This is a genomic window from Mycolicibacterium vulneris (genome assembly GCF_002104765.1).
GTDB classification, from domain to species: Bacteria; Actinomycetota; Actinomycetes; order Mycobacteriales; family Mycobacteriaceae; genus Mycobacterium; species Mycobacterium vulneris.
Map to the genome: position 1 here is coordinate 49,444 of NZ_NCXM01000025.1, position 20,797 is coordinate 70,240.

The following is a 20,797-nucleotide window of genomic DNA, read 5'->3' on the forward strand; positions in this document are numbered from 1 at the left end:
CATCGGCGCGGCGCTGCACCGCTGCGGGCTGATCGCTCAACCGTGCACGCCAACCGCAGTTTCCAGTTCGCATAAGGCCAGCTCGGTCAGCGGAATCAGGGAGTCGATGTCGCGCAACACATCGGCTCCCGCAACGAATCCGATTCCGATCCGGTCCGCGTAGGAGCACGTCGTGATGTTGAGGGCCTGGCCGTCGTAGACGGTTGACACGGGATACATCTCCTCGACATGCGCACCGTTGAAGTACATTTCGTCGCGAGGTCCGGGAACATGCGAAATCGGCAGGTTATATCCGGTCCGGATTTTCTGCGGCAAAGGCAGCATCGGGAAGATGACCGTCGCGGCGATACTTCCCGCCGTGGTCAGCAGTGATGCCGCTGATCCGCGTTTTGACACCCAGTCCTTCCCTTCCGACATCGAGCGATGGATCATAGCCAGCCGTGCGGCCGGATCATCGAAATTGGTGCCAAGTGGGCAGAGCCAGAGGCCGAACCTGTTGCCGTAGTCATCATTTCCCGCCGCAGAGTGCGTTCGACCGCGGACCGTGATCGGACAGATCGCCACCAACGACTGGGTGGGCAATTCCCGGCGATCTCCCAACCATCTCCTCAGGACAGCGGCCAGCACCGCGTTGATCACGTCATTGCCGGTCACCCCCGCAGTTCGTTGCACTGCCCGAATACGGTCCTTCGGCCAGCTGCCCGCGCACACCGCACGCGCAGGGCCGAGGCGACCGTTGAACCGGGTGCGGGGTGCACCAAGAGGCAGAACGGTAGTGTGCCTCACCAGGCTCGCGACCACGGTGGACAGCTCGCCCGTGATCACCCGTTCGATCAGGCCGGCACCCGACGCTGCCACGCCGGCCAGTAATCGAGCCGGGGCGACCACACGGTGCAACAAGCCGGTCGATGCCGGCGACGGCAGTGGTCGCTGACCGTAATCCGTGTAAAAGGGTGGCATTGACCGGCACATCGGGTTAGTGCTCAGCGCGTCGGCGATCATCTGGAAGCCGGCAACGCCGTCGATGATGGTGTGGTGCACCTTGACATAGAAGGCGAATCTGCCGCCTTCGAGGCCGTCGATCAGATACGACATCCACATGGGGCACGACCGGTCAAGGCGCTCTGCATCCAGCTCACCGATCAACCGCCAGAATACATCGTGGCCGCCAGAAACCCTGCGACGCCGGCAATGTCGGCTCAGGTCGACGGTATCGACATCCCGCCAGACCCATATTCCAGCGGTGTCTACACCTCGGTGCGGATACCTGCGAAGCCTCGGATCGATCGAGGCCTCGTTCGCGAGCGCATCGCGATGCAGCCTATCGACGAAGTCCGGCCCGGCGTCCGCAGGCGGCGACAGTAGCAGTACGGCACCGACATGCATCGGACTGGACACCAACTCCGCCGTCATCATCGCGGCGTCCAGCGGATTCAGCAGGTTCACGGTGTCCTCGCACTATGCGGACCTGTCGCGGCGCACCACTGATGCGTCCAGGAGCTTGGATTGATGTAGAGCCCCCCACACGCCCATCTCGGTGCCATGCACACAGACGAGCCAGGGACGTGGTTGCGGATGGCGCAACAACAGCGCGTACTCACGGTTGTTCCCGGTGTACGTTCGCCACCGACGCGCACCCGGTTCACCTGGACACGGCCGGTACCCGCTGTCGTAAGAGAGGCGATAGAAAGAACGCATGTATCCCCTGACGTGCCGGATGGTGAGTTGCGGAAGGGGCGGAGGTTCGGTGAAGAATTCCGCGGGATTCTCCAGCCATCCGCTATTGCCGTAGAACTCCAGCCCCGCGATGACCTCGCGGGTGATGTGCTCGAACGCCTCGGGCCGGCTGACCGGACGGCGTGCCTTGAGTCCGGTCAGGACGATTTCGTCGCGAAAAGCCTGTGCGGCCAGAGCCAGGGTGGGCCGTGCTATCGGAAGTTGATTTGGCGCTTGATCGAGGTAATCGCGCCACGACTGAGCGATGTACCGACCCGTATGCGTGAACGGCTTGATTGCTCCGCCCAAGCTACTGGCAGCGAAATCGCTCCAATCGAGTGGGCCCTGTCGCTGGTGGTCATGGCTGGCGGCTTCGGCGGCCATGGGGGCACGTTAGCGCTTCACAGGAGCACCGCCTTAGGGGCTTACGACCCGACAAAGGTCTCCAAAGTCCTTTCCCGACAACCCAAAACGCCCTGTGTGGATCTGGGACCAATTACCGCGTGTGAAGGGACTTTGGTCACTCGCCTCCGCGCCCGGGTGGTCGTAACCTCGGGGCGTCCCATCAAGCCGGGGTCAACGGTGAGATCAACAGCCGGCCGCGACGAGTTCAGCATGAGGAGTTGTCATGACACAGGCACAGGCACCGCAGAAATCCGAGCCACCGCGCTGGGCGGAACTGTCCGATGAGGTACTCGAATCGGTCGAGTCGGGCCGTAAGCAGGCCATCGAGTCTGTCCGCAAGTTTGTCGACCAAATCAGTGCGCAGGTTCCCGATCAGTCTCGGCGCAAAACCGTGATCGACGCCGCTCTGCAATTAGCCGAGGAGTTGGTCACCACCCGGATGGAGTTTTACCGCAGCGTGGTCCGAAGCGCCGGCGAGGCGGTCAGCAAATAGATAACCCCTTGGAATACATCGGAATACATCGCCGGCCGGATGCGCTGCCGCTTCCGGCGGGCGCATCCGGCCGGCGATCACGAAGCGGTCGTGGCGGCCTCAACCCGCTTGCGCAGACCTTCTGCGAACGCCCTCGGCTCGTTCAAAATCGTGGCTGTCAGGCCGCTCCAGGTTGATGCCGCCGATCAACCCGAATGGCCCCAGCGTGTCGAACCCGCGGCACGAATACGAACCGATTACCTCAAACCCCTTGGCTTCGAGCCGTTTCCGAAGCGGCTTGTGGTAGCTCAGGAGTGGAACTTCACGGGCGCCGCTGGTGAAGTATGTGAACGCACGGGTGTGGTCAACGGCCGGTAAGTGGCGGATCAGGTTCCGAAGCCGAGGGTCCACACTCATGTAATAGATGCCAGAGCCGAAACCGATGAGGTCGTACTCGCCCAGCGTGGCGGGATCAACGGCCTCGGGCGCGACGACCTCGGCGTCGAGCACCTCGGCCATCCGATCGGCCACCAGGCGGGTATTGCCGTGCGACTTGGAAGTGCAGATGATGAGCGACTTTATTGCTCTACCCCTTTCGGCGAACCATCCCATGCTGCGTGGCTCGTACGTCGCCAGATAAGGGCGCAAAGGCATAAGGGGCAGAGGCTTTCGTCACACGTAGTGATCTTCCGTAGCGTACGGAAGCACGGCCGGGGCAAGGCCGCGCAGGAGGGACGTTCGCCGACTTCGGCGTGACATTCGCCTCTACTGGCGGCGGTCACCAAGGACTGCACTGACGGTATTCACATTGGCACCATTTTGGGTTGGCACCATGAAAGCATCACGCGTTCCCGCCGAGAGTCCCGACTTCGCCAAGATCGAGAATCGCCCACCGTCGGTGGCGCACATGTTCCTCAACCGGGTCGCTGCCAGTCCGCACAGTGAGGCGTTTCGATATCCACAAGACCACACCTGGGAGAGCGTGACGTGGCAGCAGGTCGGCGAACGAGTCTGCAATGTCGCCGGCGGTCTGATCTCGTTGGGCATCGCACCAGAGGATCGAGTCGCGCTTGTGTCGTCAACGCGCTATGAATGGGTGCTCACCGATTTTGCCGTGATGTGCGCCGGCGCGGCGACCACCACGGTGTATCCGACGACAAACGACCGCGACACCGCCTACATCCTCGCCAACTCGGGAAGCAGAGTGGTGATCGTCGAGAATCGCAGTCAGCTCGACAAACTGCTCACCCACCGGGCTGAACTGCCGGTTGTGGGCAAGGTGGTGATCATCGACGGGAATGGTGACGGCGACTGGGTGATCACTCTCGGTGAGCTCGAACAACTCGGAAAGCAATTGCTCGCCGACTCACCCGACGCCGTCACCAAGCGCGTCGCGGCCATCGGACCCGATCAGCTCGCCAGCTTGATCTACACCTCCGGCACCACCGGGCGCCCAAAAGGCGTGCGGTTGAACCATGGCGCATGGACGTACACCGCGGCGGCCATCGACGCACTCGACATCCTCGGCCCCGACGATCTGAACTTTCTATGGCTGCCGTTGGCGCACGCATTCGGCAAGGTGATGCTGGCGCTGCCGCTGCAGATCGGGTTCCCCACCGCTATTGATGGCCGGGTGGAGAGGATCATCGATAACCTCGCGGCGTTACATCCCACCATCATGGGCGCCGCACCACGCATCTTCGAGAAGGCCCACGCCCGCGTCCAGGAGATGGTCGCCGAGCAGGGCCGGTTCCGCAGGAAGGTGTTCGACTGGTCGATCGCAGTCGGGTTGAAGGTGTCGGCCGCCCGGCAGGCCGGGAAGAAGCCCTCGCTGACGTCGTCGCTGGCCTACAAGGTGGCCGACCGGATGGTCTTTTCGACTATCCGGCAGCGGTTCGGTGGCCGGCTGCGGTTCTTCGTCTCCGCTGCCGCCGCCCTCGACCGTGACGTAGCGCAGTGGTTCGACGCCATCGGCATTGTCGTGCTCGAGGGCTACGGTCTCACCGAGACCGCCGCCGCGTCATTCATCAACCGCCCCGGCGCCTACCGATTCGGAACGGTTGGCTGGCCGTTCCCTGCCACCGAGGCCAAGATCGCCGATGACGGTGAAATCTTGCTCAAGGGACCAGGTTTGATGACCGCCTACCACGATCTGCCCGACGCCACCGCCGAGGCGCTCGCCCCGGGCGGTTGGTTCCGCACCGGCGACGTCGGGGAAATCGACGCCGATGGCTTCCTGCGAATCACCGACCGAAAAAAGGACATGTTCAAGACCTCGCAAGGCAAGTACGTGGCGCCATCGGCGATCGACGCGAGATTCAAGGGCATCTGTCCGTATGTGAGCGAGCTCCTGGTCTACGGGGAGGCGCGGCCGTACTGTGTGGCGCTGGTAGGTCTCGACGCCGAAGCGATTACCACCTGGGCAGCCAAGAACGGCATGGCGAACAAGCCCTTCGCCGAGATCGCCCGCGACCAAAAGACTCACGACATGATCGCTGGATACCTCGCCGCGCTGAACACTCAACTGAACCGCTGGGAACAGATCAAAAACTTCACGATCGCCGAGCGCGAACTCTCTGTCGAAGCCGGCGACCTGACGCCGAGTATGAAGCTGCGCCGCAAAGCGGTCATCGAAGAGTTCGCCGACCGACTATCGGCCTTGTATGCCTCACGCAACGAAAACTCATCAATAGCAATATGAGTCAAGCAGCGACGCCGCTCGCGATCAAGAGCGGCGGTTGGCCCCGGGCAGGGACCAACCGCCGCAGAATCACGTCCTAGTTGTCAGCATCCGCCTTCAGTGGCGCAGGCCGGTGACCGGCTCGTGAGTGCTGGCTTGAATATCGGCTGATGTCATGGCGAACAACTGATCGGCCAGATCTGACAGAGCCCGGGCTACGGCGAGTTCGTCGCCAATCCGGGTCACCGGTTCGTCAGCAGGATCGAGCCGTGCCAACCCTATTCCAACAAGATCTGTTCCCGCCCAAGGTATCCGGGCCTTAGCGCGAGTTCGTTCCTCGCTGCGTTCTTCGATCAGCACGTCGATCTGATAGGACTTGGTGCCGCGGTCGTCAGCCCTCATTCGAATCTCCTTTCAATGGCTCATGTGCTCTAGTCGGCGAACCTGTGCTTGTGGGAGAAGGCCGACTGGATGGCCTCGAAACGATCTTGCGCGCGTTTGTCTGCGTCCGCCTGTTCCGCGGCCGTCACCACGATGGCGTCCGGGCCCGGGAAGACGGTCGACTCGTGGTCGTTGGCGAGCCACCGCACCACATACGGTGGTGCACCATCTGGAGCGTGAACTTCGGTGATGAGTCCTCGCTGGTCGTGTTGCTCGATCCTGGTGCCTTTGATCACCAGCCAGTCACCGACTTTCGCCTTCATGAGCTGCTCCTTCCTGCTGGGTTTCTCTGCTGGAGTCAGCGTGTACGTTCGTGGCCGGGTGGCGAAAGGGGTATCACGTCACCACCTTGGATGGCCACAAGTCCTTATGACACTAAAAGTTTCGGCCGGGTCAGGAGGACGGTCCGGTGCCGGCGGCCCACGTTTTGGCCTGTTCTAGCTCGTCGAGTCCGAACACAGCAACTTCACCGGGGAGCATCCACGCCAGGGCGTGCAAGGTACGCGCGACCCACTCTTTGTCGGATACGACGGCGATTCGCCGGAATGCCGAATGGTGCGGCAAAACGGTGCCCAAGCCCAGCTTGACGTCCTCGACGAAGCCACCGGGGCCGAAACCCTCGTAATCGGAGTCGATGACCTCCACGATCCTGACTTCGCCGGCGTTCAGCATCTCCTCAATGGCGGGTCTGGCCTCACGCAGTTCATCACCGCGCAGCCGGCCCGATATGCGGATACCGATCACCCCCTGCGGCATGTCTGGCAAAAATTCGATCATCGAATCCTCCTTCGCTACGCGCGTAACTCTGTATGCGCCCCCAACGACCGGCTAGTGCCCTAGGTCACCAAACCGAACGGAGGTCCTCTGCGCTCGGGACTTCGGTCCCTATCAACCGTTCCGGTGAACCGCTCAAATGAATGGTGTGACTGCGACACTTCCGGACCGAAGGGACATGCTGTGGAGGCTTTCTCACGCCACCCGGTTCATTTCATCGCCGTTGCGGCCGTTGCTAGCACCTGCATGCGGGAGGAGCGATCTAGGGTGACATCGGTTGTCGGAGGGCAGGTAATCGTCCTCGCGTCGCATCCCACCTGGATTTCGGCGCAGCGGCGCGCGGCCGAGCGCCTGGCGGCAATAAACCGTCATCCGTCATCGTTGGGCAAGCGTTGTGCGCAGGACGAGCTCGGCCGGTCCGGGCGGTGAGTGAAATGACGGCTTGCCCCGCAGCCCACGACGTATCACATCCCCGTTGGTTTCGAGGGTTGGTGGTCCTCTTAGCGGCCGTACTGATGCTGCTGGCTGAGCCGCCGGGCTCGGCATTCGCCGATAACGAACGTCAGCAAGCCAAACCGGAGGAACGGGCGGCCGACCTGATACGGCCATCGGTTATGTACCTCGCCGGCGAAGGCTACGGCCTGGTGCGCCTGGCCAACGGCGAGGTTCTGTCTCAATTCGGACGCGGGTCCAGCATGCCTTTCCTGGCCACCTGGAACTGCACGGCTTTCGTCGTCAATCCCGACGGATGGGTGGCGACGGCAGGTCATTGCGTGGACCCGGCGAGCGCCAAGCTGCTCATCCTCAAGCGGGCCGCTACCGAGTACCGAAATCAGTACCCGGATGCTGCGGAGTCGCGCGAGCCCTCCGAGACCCTCGACTGGCTCCAAAAGAACGCGATAGTGGAAGGTGACGCTCCAGGGCAGGGTCCGCACGTGAGTTTCAAGGTCATGTCCGGCACCGGGGCCAAGCTTATCGCGAAGCTGCCTGCCAGCGTCGTCGATTTCCGTCCCCTTGGAGAGGGCGACGTCGCTGTACTCAAGGTAGCCAAGCCCAACCTTCCGTCCTCCGAACTCGGAGCCGACGCTGACATCGCCATCGGCACGCCCATTCTCGCGGTGGGTTTCCCCGAAAGCACCCAAAACATCACCGGCCCATCGCTGGACCCCACCTACAAGAGCGGCACTATCAGCAAGAAGTCGACCGTGGGGCCAAGCCCCGAGTACGAGATCGACGCTGCGATGACGGAAGGCATGAGCGGTGGCCCCACAATCGGGCTGAACGGCAAGGTGGTCGGCGTGAACAGCTTCGCCCCCGCCGGCGAAACCCAGCCGTTCAACTTCATCGCACCTGCCGACGAGCTCGCCGCACTCTTGGCTGCCCGCGGCGTGAAACCGGCGCTCGGGCCTGCCGACCTGTCTTACCGACGAGGGCTGAGGAACCTCTATTCGGGTCGCTACACCGATGCGATCGGCGAATTCGACCAGGCTTTGGCGATGTCGCCCGAGTATCCGGGCCTGGACGATCTCAGGACCAGCGCTGTCAACCTACGCCAGCAGTACGGAGATACATCGCCGTTGAGCGGCGCAGTGCTGTGGTGGTACCTGGCCATCAGCATCGTGTCGGTGCTCGCAGTGGGCGCCGGGCTGACTTCGATGATGCTCAAGATGCATTCCCATCCCGTTCGTTCCAGCGCTAAATCGACTGGCGCACGGTCGTTTACATCCGCACAGGAGACATCGGTGAAAGACACTGCCGGCGACACCAGCGGCGTACAGTCGCTTCGTCTGATACCGAGCCAGTCCGACGCCAACGAACCTCACTTTTGCGCGCATTGCGGTGCGGAGCATCACCCCGCCGAACGATTCTGCCCGAACTGCGGCCAGCAGGTAGAACGTCCAAAAGCCAACGGCGGTATCAGCTCATAGGCGGGGCCCGGTTGATCTCGGCTATGACCATATCGACCACCATGGGCACGGCAGCTGCGACAGGCGGGCTCAGACCGATGCCGTGATCGGTATCCGGCACCTCGATCGTGAACATCACAAGCTCATCGGGAACCCGCCCAAGCGCTTGACCCAGTGCATGGGCGCGGCCGATATCGATACTGTGCGAATGCAATCCGTCGGATTGAGTAGCCACATCAGTCAGATCGCAGCGACGTATTCGCCCGGGATTCGGCGGGTTAGCGATCGCGGCGTCGATGATCACCGCCAGTGAAGCGCCCGCCCACGCCTCGAGCAGACTCATTGGATCCGCGATACCGGTCTTCACAACGACGTTCGGAATCGCTCGGACATCGACTGCCGCCGCAGCGGCAAGTCCTGCGCCGTCATCGCGCCGGTAGCCGTTTCCGATGCCGATGACGACGATTCCACCGATCGCGCCCGTCACTCTCGATTCACCGTCAGCCGTAGGAAGTGTGCCGAGCACGAGATGCACGGGTCGTAACTGCGAATCATCTTTTCGCACAGGGTGGTCAGCGCGTCATCATCGAGAGACAGATTGTCCGTGACGACGCGGGCCAGGTCCGCCTCGATGGCCGCCTGATTTTGGGAGGTGGGTGGAATGATGGTTGCCGACCGTATCAGCCCGGCGTCGTCGATCTGGTAGCGGTGATACAGCAGGCCACGTGGCGCCTCGCTGACGCCGTGTCCTATGCCGGGGCGGGCCGGAACGTCGACGCACGGGCGCGACGGACGCTCGTATTCGTCGATGATGCGTAATGCCTCTTCGAGCGCATAGACTACTTCTATGGCGCGAACGACGATGCTCTGGAATGGGTTTCGACATTCTGCTGACAATCCGGCGTTCGACGCCGCCTGGGCGGCGATGGGCGACAGCGCCGACGAGTTCAATGAATACCGTGCGAGCGGCCCGGTCAAGTAGCGTTCGCCGTCCAGCGTCGCATGCAACGCGGTCGAGTACGGCACCTGCGCTTCGGCGACGTGGCTGGTGAAATCACCGGCCGGAAACGCCGGGCCGGCACTGCGTGCGATCAGGCCATTTTCGATGGGATATCGTTCGGTTGCCGTTAGCGCTACGAATTCATGGTCGATCTCGAGGTCGGGGAACTCGAACCCTGACACCCACTCCACCATTGCCAGTGCGTTGTCCAGCGCCGTACGCAACTGCTCGGCCACCGGTTTGAACTCCAGCTTGGTTGGCACGGAATAGAATCCGCCCAGGCGCACATTGACGGGATGGATCGCCCGGCCACCGATAAATTCCATCAGCTGGTTACCGGCCTTCTTCAATGCCAGTCCTCGTTCGACGGCCGCCGGGTGATCACGAGCCATGCCGATGATGTCGGCGTAGCCGAGGAAGTCCGGTGCGTGCAGCAGGTAGATGTGCAGGGCATGACTGTTGATCCATTCGCCGCAATACAGCAGCCGGCGCAACGCGACGAGATCGTCGTCGACCTTGATGCCACAGGCTTCTTCGATCGCATTGCAGGCACTGACCTGATAGGCGACCGGGCATATTCCGCAAATTCGGGCGGTCAGGTCCGGGGGCTCCGTGTAAGCCCGGCCGCGCAGGAACGCTTCGAAGAACCTCGGCGGCTCGTAGATGTTGAGCTGGACGCCCTGAAGCTTGTCCCCCTTGAACGTGATGTGCAGCGCGCCTTCGCCTTCCACCCGGGTGAGCGCGCGCACACCCAGTGTGCGCGTTTCCGGCGTCATTGCTTGTCTCGCTCCGCGGTGAACGGTGCGACGTTGAATGTGGAGAACACCCGGTCGACGTCCCCCTCGGACATTCCGTCGCGGCGCAGCAGCGGGATCAGTGTCGCGGTTCTGGGTACCGCCGACGGCCCGAAGCAGCCGTAGCAACCTCGATGATGCCGCGGACACAGGGCTCCGCAGCCGGCGTGCGTGACCGGCCCGAGGCACGGGATGCCCTCCGCGACCACGACGCACGTCACCCCGCGCAGTTTGCATTCTGTGCACACCGTCTTGGCCGGCAGGCGTGGTTTGCGCCCGATCAGCAGCGCCGCGAGGGTGTCGAGCAATTGTCCGCGGTCTATCGGACACCCCTGCAGCTGATAGTCAACTTTGACATGCGCCGATGCCGGCGTTGAGGTGGCCAGCGTATCGATGTACTCGGGTTTGGCGTACACGACGGACGTGAACTCGGCGATGTCGGCGAAGTTGCGCAGCGCCTGCACTCCCCCGGCCGTTGCGCATGCGCCGATGGTAACCAGCACTTTCGATTGGTCGCGAATCTCGTTGATCCGCTGGGCATCGCTCCGGGTGGTGATCGAACCTTCGACCAGTGACACGTCGTACGGCCCGCCGACGACAGCGCTGGACGCTTCGGCGAAGGTGGCGATCTCGACCTGATCGGCCAGGGTGAGCAGTTCGTCCTCGCAGTCCAGCAGGGTCAGCTGACAACCGTCGCAGGAGGCGAACTTCCACACGGCCAGCGTCGGTCGGCTCATTCAGAGCTCCTTCACCCGCAGCAGGGGGCCGGCAACGTCGTAGCCGACCACAGGACCGTCGCGGCACAGCAGTAGCGGCCCCAGCTGGCAGTGACCGCACCACCCAACTCCACATTGCATGTTGCGTTCTAGTGACACTCGAATGTGCTGCGCCGCCAGTCCTTTTGCGAGCAGGGCCTCCGCCCCGAAGCGCAACATCGGCTCCGGCCCGCAGAGAAATGCGGTCGTGCGATCGGGATTCAGCTCCAGCCGGCTCAACGGTGCGGTGACCAACCCGACTTCGCCGGTCCAGCTGGGCGTCACGGCGTCGACGATCAAATGCATTTCGATCTGCGGCTCTTCCGCCCACTTTTCCAGCTGGGCGGCGAACACGAAGTCGGCCCGGGAACGCGCGCCGACGACGAGCATGAGCTTGCCGTAGCGCGCACGCTTCGCCAGCGCGCCGAGCACCGCGGGGCGTAATGGGCACAACCCCACGCCACCTGCGACCATCACCAGATCCCTGCCGGCCGCTTCGTCCAACCCCCAGGTGGTGCCGAACGGACCCCGCACGCCGACAACGGTTCCCGGCCCGGCGTCGTGTAGGGCTCGGCTGACGGCGCCGACCGCACGAATGGTGTGCGTGATCGAGCCGTCTGTGACGGTCGGATCGCCACTGACGGAGATCGCAGCTTCACCGACACCGAACGCGTAGAGCATCATGAACTCTCCCGGTTGCGGAATCCGCAGCGTTTCGTCGACCGGTGCCAGGGTCAGAGTGGCCGAGTCGGGGCTCTCCACCACGCGGGTGCGTACCCGATACGGAACCGGCGCCATGGCTGACGCCGGTGCGGCAGGGCTGACCGCCTCGTTAGTCATCACCGGCCATCTTGTTCATCTCCGCGGTGATGTCGATGCCGGTGGGGCACCAAGCGATGCAGCGACCGCAGCCGACGCAGCCCGACATGCCGAACTGGTCGTGCCAGGTGCCCAATTTGTGCGTCAGCCAGTGCCGATAGCGCGATGCGCCCGACTGGCGGACGCTGCCGCCGCCGTGAATGTACGTGAAATCGAATTCGAAGCACGACGCCCAGTGGCGCCATCGTTCGGCGTGCTCGCCAGTGAGATCGCTGACGTCTTCGGTACTGGTACAAAAGCACGTCGGGCATACCATTGTGCAGTTTCCACACGTCAGGCAGCGGCTGGCCACTTCGTCCCACTGCGGCGACTCGCGGGAGCGGATGAGCAGGTCCCGCAAATCCACCTGCGGCATACTGCGGCCCATTCGGCCTGTTGCCGCATCGACATCGGCACGCGCAGAATCGATTTCGTGTCCAGCGGCGGCCCGGCAGGAGACCGTCGCGAGCACGTCGGCACCCTCGGGAGTGCCGACGTCGACAAGGTAGGACGGCTCGTCGCCCGCGAGGCGCTCCGTGAGGGCCAGGTCGTAACCCGGTCCTGCCGCGGGGCCGGTGCCCATCGATGCGCAGAAGCACAGGCCACCCGGTTCCGTGCAGTTGACGGCGATCACGAACGCCTGGCGCCGCCGGCCGACAAACGACGTGTCGGGATGCTGGGAAGTGCCCAGCACACGGTCGAGAGTGGCGATCGCCGCCAGGTCGCAGCCGCGCACTCCTAGAAGTGCGTATCGCGGAGTTTCTTCTTCGGCTTGCGCTTCTCCGGCCCCGTCCCGAGTGCCTGCCCACAACCGCTGCCGCGGTGGATGGAGAAATTGCTTCCACGACTGCGGACCCGCCGAGTGCCCGAACGCCGCATCGTCGCCGCGGCGGCGGACCCGGTAATGTCCCGGGCCCACATCGACGCCCCAGCCTCGCGGCAGATCGTCTGCCGAGTCGAGCTCGGCAAGCACGATTGCGTTGTCCCGCAATGTGGGACCGACCACGCGGTATCCACGTTCGATCAACACCTGGACAAGCCGGTGTAGCCCGGCGGTGGTCAGCATCGCGGGACCGGGAATATCGCCGTGGCCGCTCATCGCCCCATCATCCGCCTGACCCGCATGCCCTGCATAGAGGCGTTTGGCCCGGATGTCATCGCTGGTTCGTTCGGCCTCCGTTTTCTGGAAGCATCTGATCTCACGCTCCCATTGATCGTCGCGGGCAAGGTCGCCGACACCGTCACAAACTCCCTCGAGGCCCCTCGATTCTGATGCCTCACACCAGCGGTCGGCACCCACGGGACCCGATGGCCTGTTCAGAGGCCGCTGCGTTCGCGGTCGGCCATCCATTCGACGAAATCGGAAAAGTCGCGTCGCGGAGTCGCCGGCAAGGGATCGGCGTTGATCGGCGCCCATCCGACCCGTAACAGCATCTGCGGGTAGCCGCTGCCGCCGAAGATTTCGGTGCGTACCGCCTCGCGTGTTTCCGCAACTTCGAGGGGTTCGGTTACCGGACAACTGGCCAAGCCGATCGATGTCGCGGTCAAGAGCACGATGCTAGTGGCCTCTCCAGCACGCAGCTGGGATAACCTGTCGTCGCTGCGGGTCCCAAGCGCAAGCACTACGGCATTGTCCTCGGCGGCAGACGATCCCGGTGGCATCGATAATGCAGGGCTGGCGAACAGCCGTCCCGGAATTTTTGCGTTGGGGTCGGATCGCGGCGTATTTCTCGCCGGCACGCCAGCTTCCGACGCGTGGCGTCCACTCCATGCGGTCAGCTCGACGAGGTAATCGTGATTCATGTGGTCCCAAACCGATTGAGTCACAAGCTTGCGCAGTTGGGCGGTGTCTTCGACTTGGCACAGCATCACCCCGTTGCGGGCGGCCCGCGCGGCCATTAGTGCGATGTCGGCGATCGGTACCGCCCAGGAGTTGTAGTGGCGCCGGTCAGTTCGGCGCCGGGGTATCGCCGCGGCAAGCGCTATGTCAACAGGATCTGCAGTGGAGCGAGACAACTCGATTGCGGCGAGGTGGCTGGGATCATCCGGGTTGGGCAAACGGGTAACCTTGGCTTGCCACCCGACCGCGGCCAACGCAGTGACGCAATGGTTCAGGGCTGCACCGCAACTCAAGATCAGGTCACGGCAGTCGGGATCGGTGTTGAGAAGCTGCCGGTCGAGGTCGGAGTAGAGATGCAGGCTCTCCTCTCCGACCAGCCACCGCCACGGTTGGGTGTTGTGCACGGACGGGGCGCGAGACGCCAAGGCCAGAACCGTCCGAACGGTGCCCTCATCGGGGAAGCGTTTAGTCATAACTTGGCCCCTTCCGCGGCGTGGTCATGTCAATGATCTTTCGATCACAGCGACTAGGCGAGGGGATGACGTCCCGAGCTCCGAGTGACTTTGGGCCACAGATTGGATTTCGGATGCACGTTACGGTGGTGGTGGCGGTTGGCGCGCTGCTCACGGTTTCGCCACTTGCGCACACCCTGGGCTTCTTCCTTCTACGTGGCAGTTCTTCGGTGTTTTGGGCGCGTTCGTGATCGCCTACCTGGTCATGGTGGAGCTGGCTAAAACGGCATCCCATTCCGAACCGATGCGACTTTTCGGCCAGCCGCGCCGGACCCGCGAACACGCCCACCGCATCCACCGCCGCGCAGCCCGCTTCTCCCGCGTCGGCGCCATCAACGCCTAGACCGCCAAAGCGGCGTAGCCGGACCTGCCATGGCCGCCGAACCCGGCTCAGCCCACGATGTCGAAGACCGCGGCGGCCGAGGTGACCGCCTTATCGGCGTTGCCCTCGTCGTGCAGCAGCATGCGCACGCCGACGCGCCCGGGTCCGCCCGCGTGCGCGGTGCCCTCGACCCGGAACGGCCCCACCTTGCCGCGCGACATGAACATCACATGCCAGCTGACGACCTGGAGCTTCTTGGTCCCGGCGACCTCGGCGGCGAGATCGATCGCCGCGGTTTCGAGGACGACGTGCTGGGGTCCGATGTGCAGCGCGGCATCCGGCGACGCGAGTTCGGTGCTCAGCTCGGGCAATATCCAGTGGCCGTCGCCCCGACGGCTGGCACCGAAGGCCTGCCACAGCGGGGGCAGATCGGGAGAGTCCTCGACCACCAGTTCAGTGCCCGAAACATCCATGCGGTCCAGGCCTTCCGGCGGGACGCCGATGATCGCGCCCTGCCCCTCGTTGAAGGCGATCACCCGGGTGGGGTTGTCGGCGTCGACGATGGTGCAGCGCCCGTAGCCCATGGTGCGGCCCTGGTGCACGATGCCCGACCCGACGATCTCGATCCTTTCGACGTCGTAGCCGGGATCGACGATCTGTACCGACGCGATGACCGGATTGGGCACGGCGACCATGTCGGTCTGGCAGCCCTCCGGAGAGGAAATGGCTAACGGCGCCACCATGATTCCGCCCGCTTCGTTGCGCATATCGCGGCGGATGGGCACGGTGTCGTCGGTCTCCCCCAGATTCATCGATGAGTGTTTTCGACCGATGTAGCGGTAGCTCAGCAGGCCCGTCCAACGCCGGTACAGTTCGTCGCGGTAGGCGTCGGAGTCTCCCATCAACTCTCGGATGTCACGAAGTTGACCGCTCAATTCCGCTCGCCTCCTTGGCTTTTGCCGCGCCGCACCTGATTGAAAGGCACACCGCGGTCGTCGGCACGCTCGCGTGGGAAGTTCAGCACCCGCTCGCCGATCACATTGCGCGCCATCTCGGTGGTACCGCCGCCGATGCTCGCGGTCTGCCGTCCCAGATAGCGCGTCCCGATGCCTACGAACCCGCCGTCGTCGTCGACCACGGCCGCCGGGCCCGCCACGGCCAGCGCGGTGTCGGTCTCGACATCGTGCACCTCGGCCATGTACAGCCGGATGATCGACCCGGCGGCGGGGGGCAGTGATCCGCCGGCCACGGCGTGGAAGACGTGCTCACTGAGTTGGCCATGCACGGCCCGATGCACCAGCGCCCGGCCGACCATCTCCTCGAGCCGTTGGTTGCCGGCCTGATTCGTTTTTTCGAGCAGCGATACCAGGTCGGCCGAAACATCGTGGGCCTCAGCGATTCCCGGCCCACTGGTGTACTCCGAGCCGTCCCCCATCGTGCGCCGCTCGTGATAGAGCTGCCGTGACGCGACATCCCATCCCTTGCCAGGTTCACCCACCACCGCGTCGTCGCCCACGTCGACGTCGTCAAAGAACTCCTCGCAGAACTCGATGGAGCCGTTGACCTGCTGAATGCGGTTGATGGTGACGCCTGGATGGTGCAACGGCACCAGAAACATCGTCAGCCCCTCGTGCTTGGGCACGTCCCAGTTGGTCCTGGCCAGGCAGAGACCATAGTCGGCGGCGAACGCCCACGTGCTCCAGGTCTTGGCGCCGTTGATGATCCATCGACCGTCCCGGCGCTCGGCGCGGGTGATGACGCCCGCCAGATCCGATCCCCCGTTGGGCTCGGACAGCAGCTGCACCAGCACCTCGTCGCCGCGCAACGCGGCGGCAATGTGCGTGCGCTTCTGGTCCTCGCTGCCCATGTCGAGAATCGTTGCGCAGCAGATAGCGAACGACGGGACGTTGAGCAGGAGCGGAGTCTCATACCCCTGGGACTCGACGTCGAACGCCTTTTTGTATTCGTAGCTCAGTCCGAGCCCGCCATACTCGCGCGGGAAACAGATCCCGGCGAATCCACCGTCCCACAGCAGCTTTTGCAGTTCGCGAGCCCGGTGCCAGGACGGCAACTCATCGCGCTCCAGCTGCGCCGCCTCGGCCGGGTCGAGTCGCGGCATGGTCGCGGCCAGCCAGGCCCTGGCCCGGCTCCGAAATTCCTCGACCGACTCGGAAGTCACCGGATGGCCTCTCATTCGAGCGTCGCCCTTGTGCTGGGCGACTGTACAGCACCGCCACGCGGGTGTACAGGTTGGCGCCTTCAGGACCCGTTCAACGCCACCGCGGCGCGAATGAGCGCCGTCAACGCCTTCTCATCGATCTTGTCGCCCTCGTGGAAGTCAATCGCGCGTCTGGTGTTTCCGTCCAGGCTGGAGTTGAACAGACCCGCGGGATCCTGCAGCGAAGCGCCTTTGGCGAACGTCATCTTCACGACGTTTTTGTACGTCTCGCCGGTGCAGATCATCCCGTCGTGATACCAGGTGGGAACGCCCCGCCACTTCCACGCTTCGACCACGTCGGGGTCGGCCGTCTTGATCAATTGCCTGATGCGCGCGAGCATCTCACCGCGCCAATCCCCCAATTCCTTGATCCTGGCGTCGATCAGTTCGCCGGGAGATTTGGCTGCGGCGTCGTCCTTGGGGTTCGCCATCGTGGCTCGCTTTCGGTGAGGTTGTCGCTCGCCGGACCGTACATCAACCGATGGTGTTCGCCGCGGGCCACACGCCACGACCCCGTGTCGGGCAGCGAGGCCGCCCGCAAGTAATCTGCGGTCGACTCGTGCCAGCGCCTGTGACGATTGCGCGGCCCGGCCGGACGGCGCTACCCGCCCCGCGAACAAGGAACCCATATGACCGACACACATCCCTTCGACGAAGCCCTCCGGCTCGACCCGATCGGCGCGGGCGTCAGGCGCGGCCGCACGCACCCGGAGTGGGCCAACATGGTGGGACCGTTCGGGGGAATCACCGCGGCCGTCATGTTGCGCGCCGTCGAGTCACACCCCGATCGCATCGGGGAACCGCTGGCCCTGACCGTCAACTACGCCGCTCCCATCGCCGACGGCGACTTCGACATCACGCTGCGGGCAGCGCGCACCAACCGGACCAATCAGCACTGGATCGTCGAGCTCAGCCAGGACGACGCGGTCAAGACGACGGCGACCGCGATCTTCGCGGTCCGGCGCGAGAGTTGGGCCGACACGGAGAGCCATCCGCCGAGTGCGCCGGCGCCCGAGCAGGTGCCCGCGGTCGATCCGGGGCTCGTTCGATGGACCAGCCTCTACGACATGCGGTACGTCGAGGGCACGATGCCCGGCAAAGGCGGGGATCCGAGCCCGTCGTCGACGTCCACCCTGTGGGTCCGCGACGGCGCGGGGCGCCCGATCGACTATCCCGCACTCGCCGCGCTGTGCGACATCTTCTACCCGCGGGTGTTCCTGCGCCGCGGGGGCTTCATCCCGTCCGGGACCATCTCGCTGACCACGTATTTCCACGCCGATCAGCCCCACCTCGACGCCCTACACAACGACTTCGTGCTGGCCACCGCGCACGCGAATCGATTTTCCCGCGGCTATTTCGACCAGAGCGCGAAAGTGTGGACCGCCGACGGCGGGCTGCTGGCGACCACACATCAGATCGTCTACTTCAAAGGGTGACGGGTTTACACTTCGCCAGTGAAACGTCACGCCGGGACGCTTACCGAAAGAATCGAGCCGCAATGACAGAGCGCGCACAGGGTCTGGTGGCCGAGACGCTGCCGGCGATCGAATCCATCAAGCAGCTCAAAGCCCGCTACTGCCGCTACCTGGACACCAAGGACTGGGCGGCGTGGCGGACGATCTTCGCCGACGATTTCGTCAGCGACACGTCGGAAGCCGGCGGGAAGGTCATCGCCGGTGCCGACGATTTCGTTGCGTTCACCCGCCGGGCCCTCGGCCGCCTGACGCAGCCCACCGCACACCAGGTGCACACACCCGAAATCGAGCTCACCTCGGCGACGACGGCGCAAGGAATATGGGCGCTGCAAGACGTGGTCCGATTCGGGCCCGGGGTAACCTTGGTCGGCTACGGCCACTACCACGAAACCTACGAGAACGTCGCCGGCCAGTGGTTTATCAAGAGCTCCAAGCTAACTCGACTCCGCGAGGACATCGTGACGCCGTTCTTCTCGATCTACGTCTCGCCCCGGCTGCGCATGGCGATCGGCAGTATCGCCGGCCGGCTGATGGATCGGTGACGCACCCATGACAGTCGATACCGTGTTGGTCACCGGCGCGTTCGGGCAAGTCGGTAAGCGCTGCACGCAGATCCTGCTGGAGCGGGGACGAACCGTCGTCGCGATGGATCTGCGCAACGACAACACCGTCGCCGCCGAAAAGGAACTCGCCGCCGGCGGGCAGCCGGGGACGCTGATTCCCGCGTACACCGATCTCCTGGACGCCGAGGCGGTGAGCCAGCTCGTCGCGGCTCACAACCCCGGAGCCGTCGTTCACCTGGCCGCCGTCGTCTCCCCGCTGTCCTACCGCACTCCCGGGCTGGCCCGGCGCGTCAATGTCGGTGGGACCGAGAACCTTTTGGCGGCCTGCTCGACGCTCCCCCGCCCGCCACTGTTCCTGATGGCCTCGAGCGCCGCGGTATACGGATCGCGCAACCCCTACCGTCAGCCCGAGCGCATCACGCCGGACACCCCGGTGAACCCCATCGATCAGTACGGCCAGGACAAGGTGCTCGCCGAGGCGGCCATCCGCGGCAGCGGACTGCCTTACGCGCTCTTCCGGCTCGGCGGGGTCATCTCGCCGGACACCCACACGACCGTCAACGGCGATTCGCTGCTGCTGATGCGATCGATGCCGGGTGACAACCGCATGCATGCGGTGGACGCGCGCGACGTGGCGGTGGCATTCGCCAATGGGGTCGATCGCGAGGCGACCATTTCCGGCAAAGTCGTGCTCATCGGCGGCAACGAGTCTTACGTGCTGACGCAGCGCGGCCTCGAGGACAGCCTGATGCAGGCCATCGGCCTGGGCCCGCTGGGGCCGTCGGCGAGTCTGCCCGGCGACCCGGCCGACGACCGCGGCTGGAGTTTCACCGGCTGGTACGACACCACCGAAGCGCAGGCACTGCTGGACTTCCAGGAGCACGACTGGAGTCAGACGATGGCGTGGGTTGCCGAATCGCAGGGCCACCTGCGCCTGCTGCTGCGGGTGCTTGCCCCGGTGCTGCGGCCGGCGCTGCGTGCGGTTCTGATCGTTCAGCGCCGGCTCGAGGGACGCGGCCCTTACGCCGACCCATGGTCGCTGATCGAAAAGAAGTACGGCACAGCTGCATTGGCGAGTGTCGACTAGCGCGACTAACGGTCAATCCAGGCCATTTGCGCCTCGGCGTGGTGCCCTCCGACGGGCGGGGTGAGTCCATCGAGTCTGGCCAGCTGGTCGGCGGACAGTTCCACCGCGTCGGCACCGACGTTTTCTTCCAGGCGCGTGACACGCTTGGTTCCCGGAATGGGCACGATATCGGGGCCTTTCGCGAGTAGCCAGGCCAAGGCGACCTGAGCCGGCGTCGCACCGACGTCCGCGCTGATGTCGCGCACCTCGTCCGCGCACCGCAGGTTGTGCTGAAAGTTGTCGTCGAAGAACCGCGGGTTGGTCTTGCGGTAATCGGTATCGGGCAGCTCCTGGGTGGAGCGGATGGCGCCGGTGAGAAAGCCACGACCCAACGGCGAATAGGCGACGAAGCCGATCCCCAACTCGCGCAGCGCCGGCAGGATCTCGTCTTCTTGATCGCGTGTCCACAGCGAGTATTCCGACTGAACGGCCGTAATGGGGTGCACCGCATGGGCGCGACGAATGGTGTCCACGCCGACTTCGGACAGGCCGATGTGCCGGATCTTCCCGGCAGCGACCAGCTCGGCCAGCGCACCGACCGTCTCTTCGATCGGGGTCTGACGGTCGAGGCGGTGCTGGTAATACAGATCGATATGGTCAGTCGCCAACCGTTGCAGCGAACCATCCACGGCGACGCGGATACTGGCGGGGCTGCTGTCGAGGCCGTTGCGACCGGTGTGCGAAATCAGGCCGAATTTGGTTGCCAGAACTACTTGATCACGTCGCCCCTGCAGGGCACGGGCCAGAAGTTCCTCGTTGACATACGGGCCGTAGACCTCGGCGGTGTCGATCAGGGTGACACCCAGGTCGATGGCGCGATGAACGGTGCGGATCGATTCGGCGTCGTCACTGCCCGCCCCTGCATAGGCCACCGACATCCCCATCGCGCCCAATCCGAGGCGACCGACCTGTAATTCGGCGAGTTGAGCCAATTTCATC

The 20,797-nt window shown here is 64.2% G+C and carries 22 protein-coding genes and 1 pseudogene; 7 read left to right on the forward strand and 16 right to left on the reverse strand.

The window, feature by feature from the left end; translation table 11 throughout:
• Window positions 1–36: 36 nt before the first annotated feature.
• Both B8W69_RS21565 and B8W69_RS21570 read right to left on the reverse strand, forming a co-directional pair.
• On the reverse strand, window positions 37–1,446 hold the full coding sequence (locus B8W69_RS21565; RefSeq protein WP_085291803.1) for a wax ester/triacylglycerol synthase family O-acyltransferase: 1,410 nt from the start codon (window positions 1,444–1,446) through the stop codon (window positions 37–39).
• Between the two features lie 81 nt (window positions 1,447–1,527).
• Window positions 1,528–2,100: pseudogene (locus tag B8W69_RS21570) on the reverse strand (hypothetical protein); the annotation flags it as partial.
• 244 nt (window positions 2,101–2,344) lie between these two features.
• On the opposite strand from B8W69_RS21570, the gene B8W69_RS21575 reads away from it, so the two are divergent.
• Window positions 2,345–2,614, forward strand: coding sequence for a hypothetical protein (locus tag B8W69_RS21575; RefSeq protein ID WP_085291804.1), 270 nt, complete (start codon window positions 2,345–2,347; stop codon window positions 2,612–2,614).
• A gap of 99 nt (window positions 2,615–2,713) precedes the next feature.
• On the opposite strand, the gene B8W69_RS21580 is transcribed toward B8W69_RS21575, so the two are convergent.
• Complete coding sequence (locus B8W69_RS21580; protein WP_245843330.1) at window positions 2,714–3,205, reverse strand: flavodoxin family protein; 492 nt, start codon at window positions 3,203–3,205, stop codon at window positions 2,714–2,716.
• Window positions 3,206–3,425: 220 nt separating this feature from the next.
• Here B8W69_RS21580 and B8W69_RS21585 point away from each other — a divergent pair, with 220 nt between their 5' ends.
• Entirely contained in the window at window positions 3,426–5,294 is a 1,869-nt protein-coding gene (locus tag B8W69_RS21585; RefSeq protein ID WP_085291805.1) for an AMP-dependent synthetase/ligase, read from the forward strand.
• 96 nt (window positions 5,295–5,390) lie between these two features.
• Here the strand turns inward: B8W69_RS21585 and B8W69_RS21590 are convergent, their stop codons facing one another.
• The 3 genes from B8W69_RS21590 to B8W69_RS21600 all read right to left on the reverse strand — a co-directional run bounded on the left by B8W69_RS21590 (window position 5,391) and on the right by B8W69_RS21600 (window position 6,491).
• Window positions 5,391–5,675 carry a DUF1876 domain-containing protein gene (locus B8W69_RS21590; RefSeq protein ID WP_085291806.1) on the reverse strand — a complete coding sequence of 95 codons (285 nt, stop codon included), beginning with the start codon at window positions 5,673–5,675 and terminating at the stop codon, window positions 5,391–5,393.
• A 29-nt stretch (window positions 5,676–5,704) separates the two neighbouring features.
• Window positions 5,705–5,977, reverse strand: coding sequence for a DUF1918 domain-containing protein (locus B8W69_RS21595; RefSeq protein WP_085291807.1), 273 nt, complete (start codon window positions 5,975–5,977; stop codon window positions 5,705–5,707).
• A 130-nt stretch (window positions 5,978–6,107) separates the two neighbouring features.
• Window positions 6,108–6,491 carry a SpoIIAA family protein gene (locus B8W69_RS21600; protein WP_085291808.1) on the reverse strand — a complete coding sequence of 128 codons (384 nt, stop codon included), beginning with the start codon at window positions 6,489–6,491 and terminating at the stop codon, window positions 6,108–6,110.
• 512 nt (window positions 6,492–7,003) lie between these two features.
• Here B8W69_RS21600 and B8W69_RS21605 point away from each other — a divergent pair.
• Window positions 7,004–8,416 carry a trypsin-like peptidase domain-containing protein gene (locus B8W69_RS21605; protein WP_245843331.1) on the forward strand — a complete coding sequence of 471 codons (1,413 nt, stop codon included), beginning with the start codon at window positions 7,004–7,006 and terminating at the stop codon, window positions 8,414–8,416.
• Here B8W69_RS21605 and B8W69_RS21610 read toward each other — a convergent pair.
• The 6 genes from B8W69_RS21610 to B8W69_RS21635 form a co-directional block, all read right to left on the reverse strand.
• On the reverse strand, window positions 8,406–8,882 hold the full coding sequence (locus B8W69_RS21610; protein WP_085291810.1) for a hydrogenase maturation protease: 477 nt from the start codon (window positions 8,880–8,882) through the stop codon (window positions 8,406–8,408). The two genes, B8W69_RS21605 and B8W69_RS21610, sit on opposite strands and share 11 nt — an antisense overlap.
• The gene (locus tag B8W69_RS21615) at window positions 8,879–10,171 is read right to left on the reverse strand and encodes a Ni/Fe hydrogenase subunit alpha (RefSeq protein WP_085291811.1); all 1,293 of its coding nucleotides are present in this window, start codon (window positions 10,169–10,171) and stop codon (window positions 8,879–8,881) included. The genes B8W69_RS21610 and B8W69_RS21615 overlap by 4 nt, the downstream gene beginning before the upstream one ends.
• Window positions 10,168–10,926, reverse strand: a complete 759-nt coding sequence (locus tag B8W69_RS21620; protein ID WP_085291812.1) for an NADH-quinone oxidoreductase subunit B family protein — start codon at window positions 10,924–10,926, stop codon at window positions 10,168–10,170. The genes B8W69_RS21615 and B8W69_RS21620 overlap by 4 nt, the downstream gene beginning before the upstream one ends.
• Window positions 10,927–11,784: an FAD/NAD(P)-binding protein gene (locus B8W69_RS21625; protein WP_085291813.1), complete on the reverse strand. Its 858-nt coding sequence runs from the start codon at window positions 11,782–11,784 to the stop codon at window positions 10,927–10,929. It abuts the gene before it with no gap.
• Entirely contained in the window at window positions 11,777–12,901 is a 1,125-nt protein-coding gene (locus tag B8W69_RS21630; RefSeq protein WP_085291814.1) for a 4Fe-4S dicluster domain-containing protein, read from the reverse strand. The genes B8W69_RS21625 and B8W69_RS21630 overlap by 8 nt, the downstream gene beginning before the upstream one ends.
• Window positions 12,902–13,119: 218 nt before the next feature.
• A complete protein-coding gene (locus tag B8W69_RS21635) occupies window positions 13,120–14,115 on the reverse strand; it encodes an Acg family FMN-binding oxidoreductase (RefSeq protein WP_085291815.1) in 996 nt (331 codons plus the stop codon).
• A gap of 226 nt (window positions 14,116–14,341) precedes the next feature.
• On the opposite strand from B8W69_RS21635, the gene B8W69_RS30715 reads away from it, so the two are divergent.
• Window positions 14,342–14,497 (forward strand): hypothetical protein, encoded by a 156-nt coding sequence (locus tag B8W69_RS30715; RefSeq protein ID WP_165762662.1) that lies wholly within the window; start codon window positions 14,342–14,344, stop codon window positions 14,495–14,497.
• A 47-nt stretch (window positions 14,498–14,544) separates the two neighbouring features.
• Here B8W69_RS30715 and B8W69_RS21640 read toward each other — a convergent pair whose 3' ends face one another.
• From B8W69_RS21640 to B8W69_RS21650, 3 genes are all read right to left on the reverse strand, one after another.
• Window positions 14,545–15,411 (reverse strand): hypothetical protein, encoded by an 867-nt coding sequence (locus B8W69_RS21640; protein ID WP_085291816.1) that lies wholly within the window; start codon window positions 15,409–15,411, stop codon window positions 14,545–14,547.
• On the reverse strand, window positions 15,408–16,655 hold the full coding sequence (locus tag B8W69_RS21645; protein WP_085291854.1) for an acyl-CoA dehydrogenase family protein: 1,248 nt from the start codon (window positions 16,653–16,655) through the stop codon (window positions 15,408–15,410). Before B8W69_RS21645 ends, B8W69_RS21640 begins: the two co-directional genes overlap by 4 nt.
• A gap of 80 nt (window positions 16,656–16,735) precedes the next feature.
• On the reverse strand, window positions 16,736–17,125 hold the full coding sequence (locus tag B8W69_RS21650; protein WP_085291817.1) for a DUF1801 domain-containing protein: 390 nt from the start codon (window positions 17,123–17,125) through the stop codon (window positions 16,736–16,738).
• Between the two features lie 198 nt (window positions 17,126–17,323).
• Between B8W69_RS21650 and B8W69_RS21655 the strand changes: the two genes are divergently transcribed.
• The 3 genes from B8W69_RS21655 to B8W69_RS21665 all read left to right on the forward strand — a co-directional run bounded on the left by B8W69_RS21655 (window position 17,324) and on the right by B8W69_RS21665 (window position 19,819).
• Window positions 17,324–18,130 carry an acyl-CoA thioesterase gene (locus tag B8W69_RS21655; protein ID WP_085291818.1) on the forward strand — a complete coding sequence of 269 codons (807 nt, stop codon included), beginning with the start codon at window positions 17,324–17,326 and terminating at the stop codon, window positions 18,128–18,130.
• 62 nt (window positions 18,131–18,192) lie between these two features.
• Complete coding sequence (locus B8W69_RS21660) at window positions 18,193–18,711, forward strand: nuclear transport factor 2 family protein (protein ID WP_085291819.1); 519 nt, start codon at window positions 18,193–18,195, stop codon at window positions 18,709–18,711.
• 7 nt (window positions 18,712–18,718) lie between these two features.
• Entirely contained in the window at window positions 18,719–19,819 is a 1,101-nt protein-coding gene (locus B8W69_RS21665) for an NAD-dependent epimerase/dehydratase family protein (RefSeq protein WP_085291820.1), read from the forward strand.
• Window positions 19,820–19,824: 5 nt separating this feature from the next.
• Here B8W69_RS21665 and B8W69_RS21670 read toward each other — a convergent pair whose 3' ends face one another.
• Window positions 19,825–20,796: an aldo/keto reductase gene (locus B8W69_RS21670; protein ID WP_085291821.1), complete on the reverse strand. Its 972-nt coding sequence runs from the start codon at window positions 20,794–20,796 to the stop codon at window positions 19,825–19,827.
• Between the last annotated feature and the right edge of the window lies 1 nt (window position 20,797).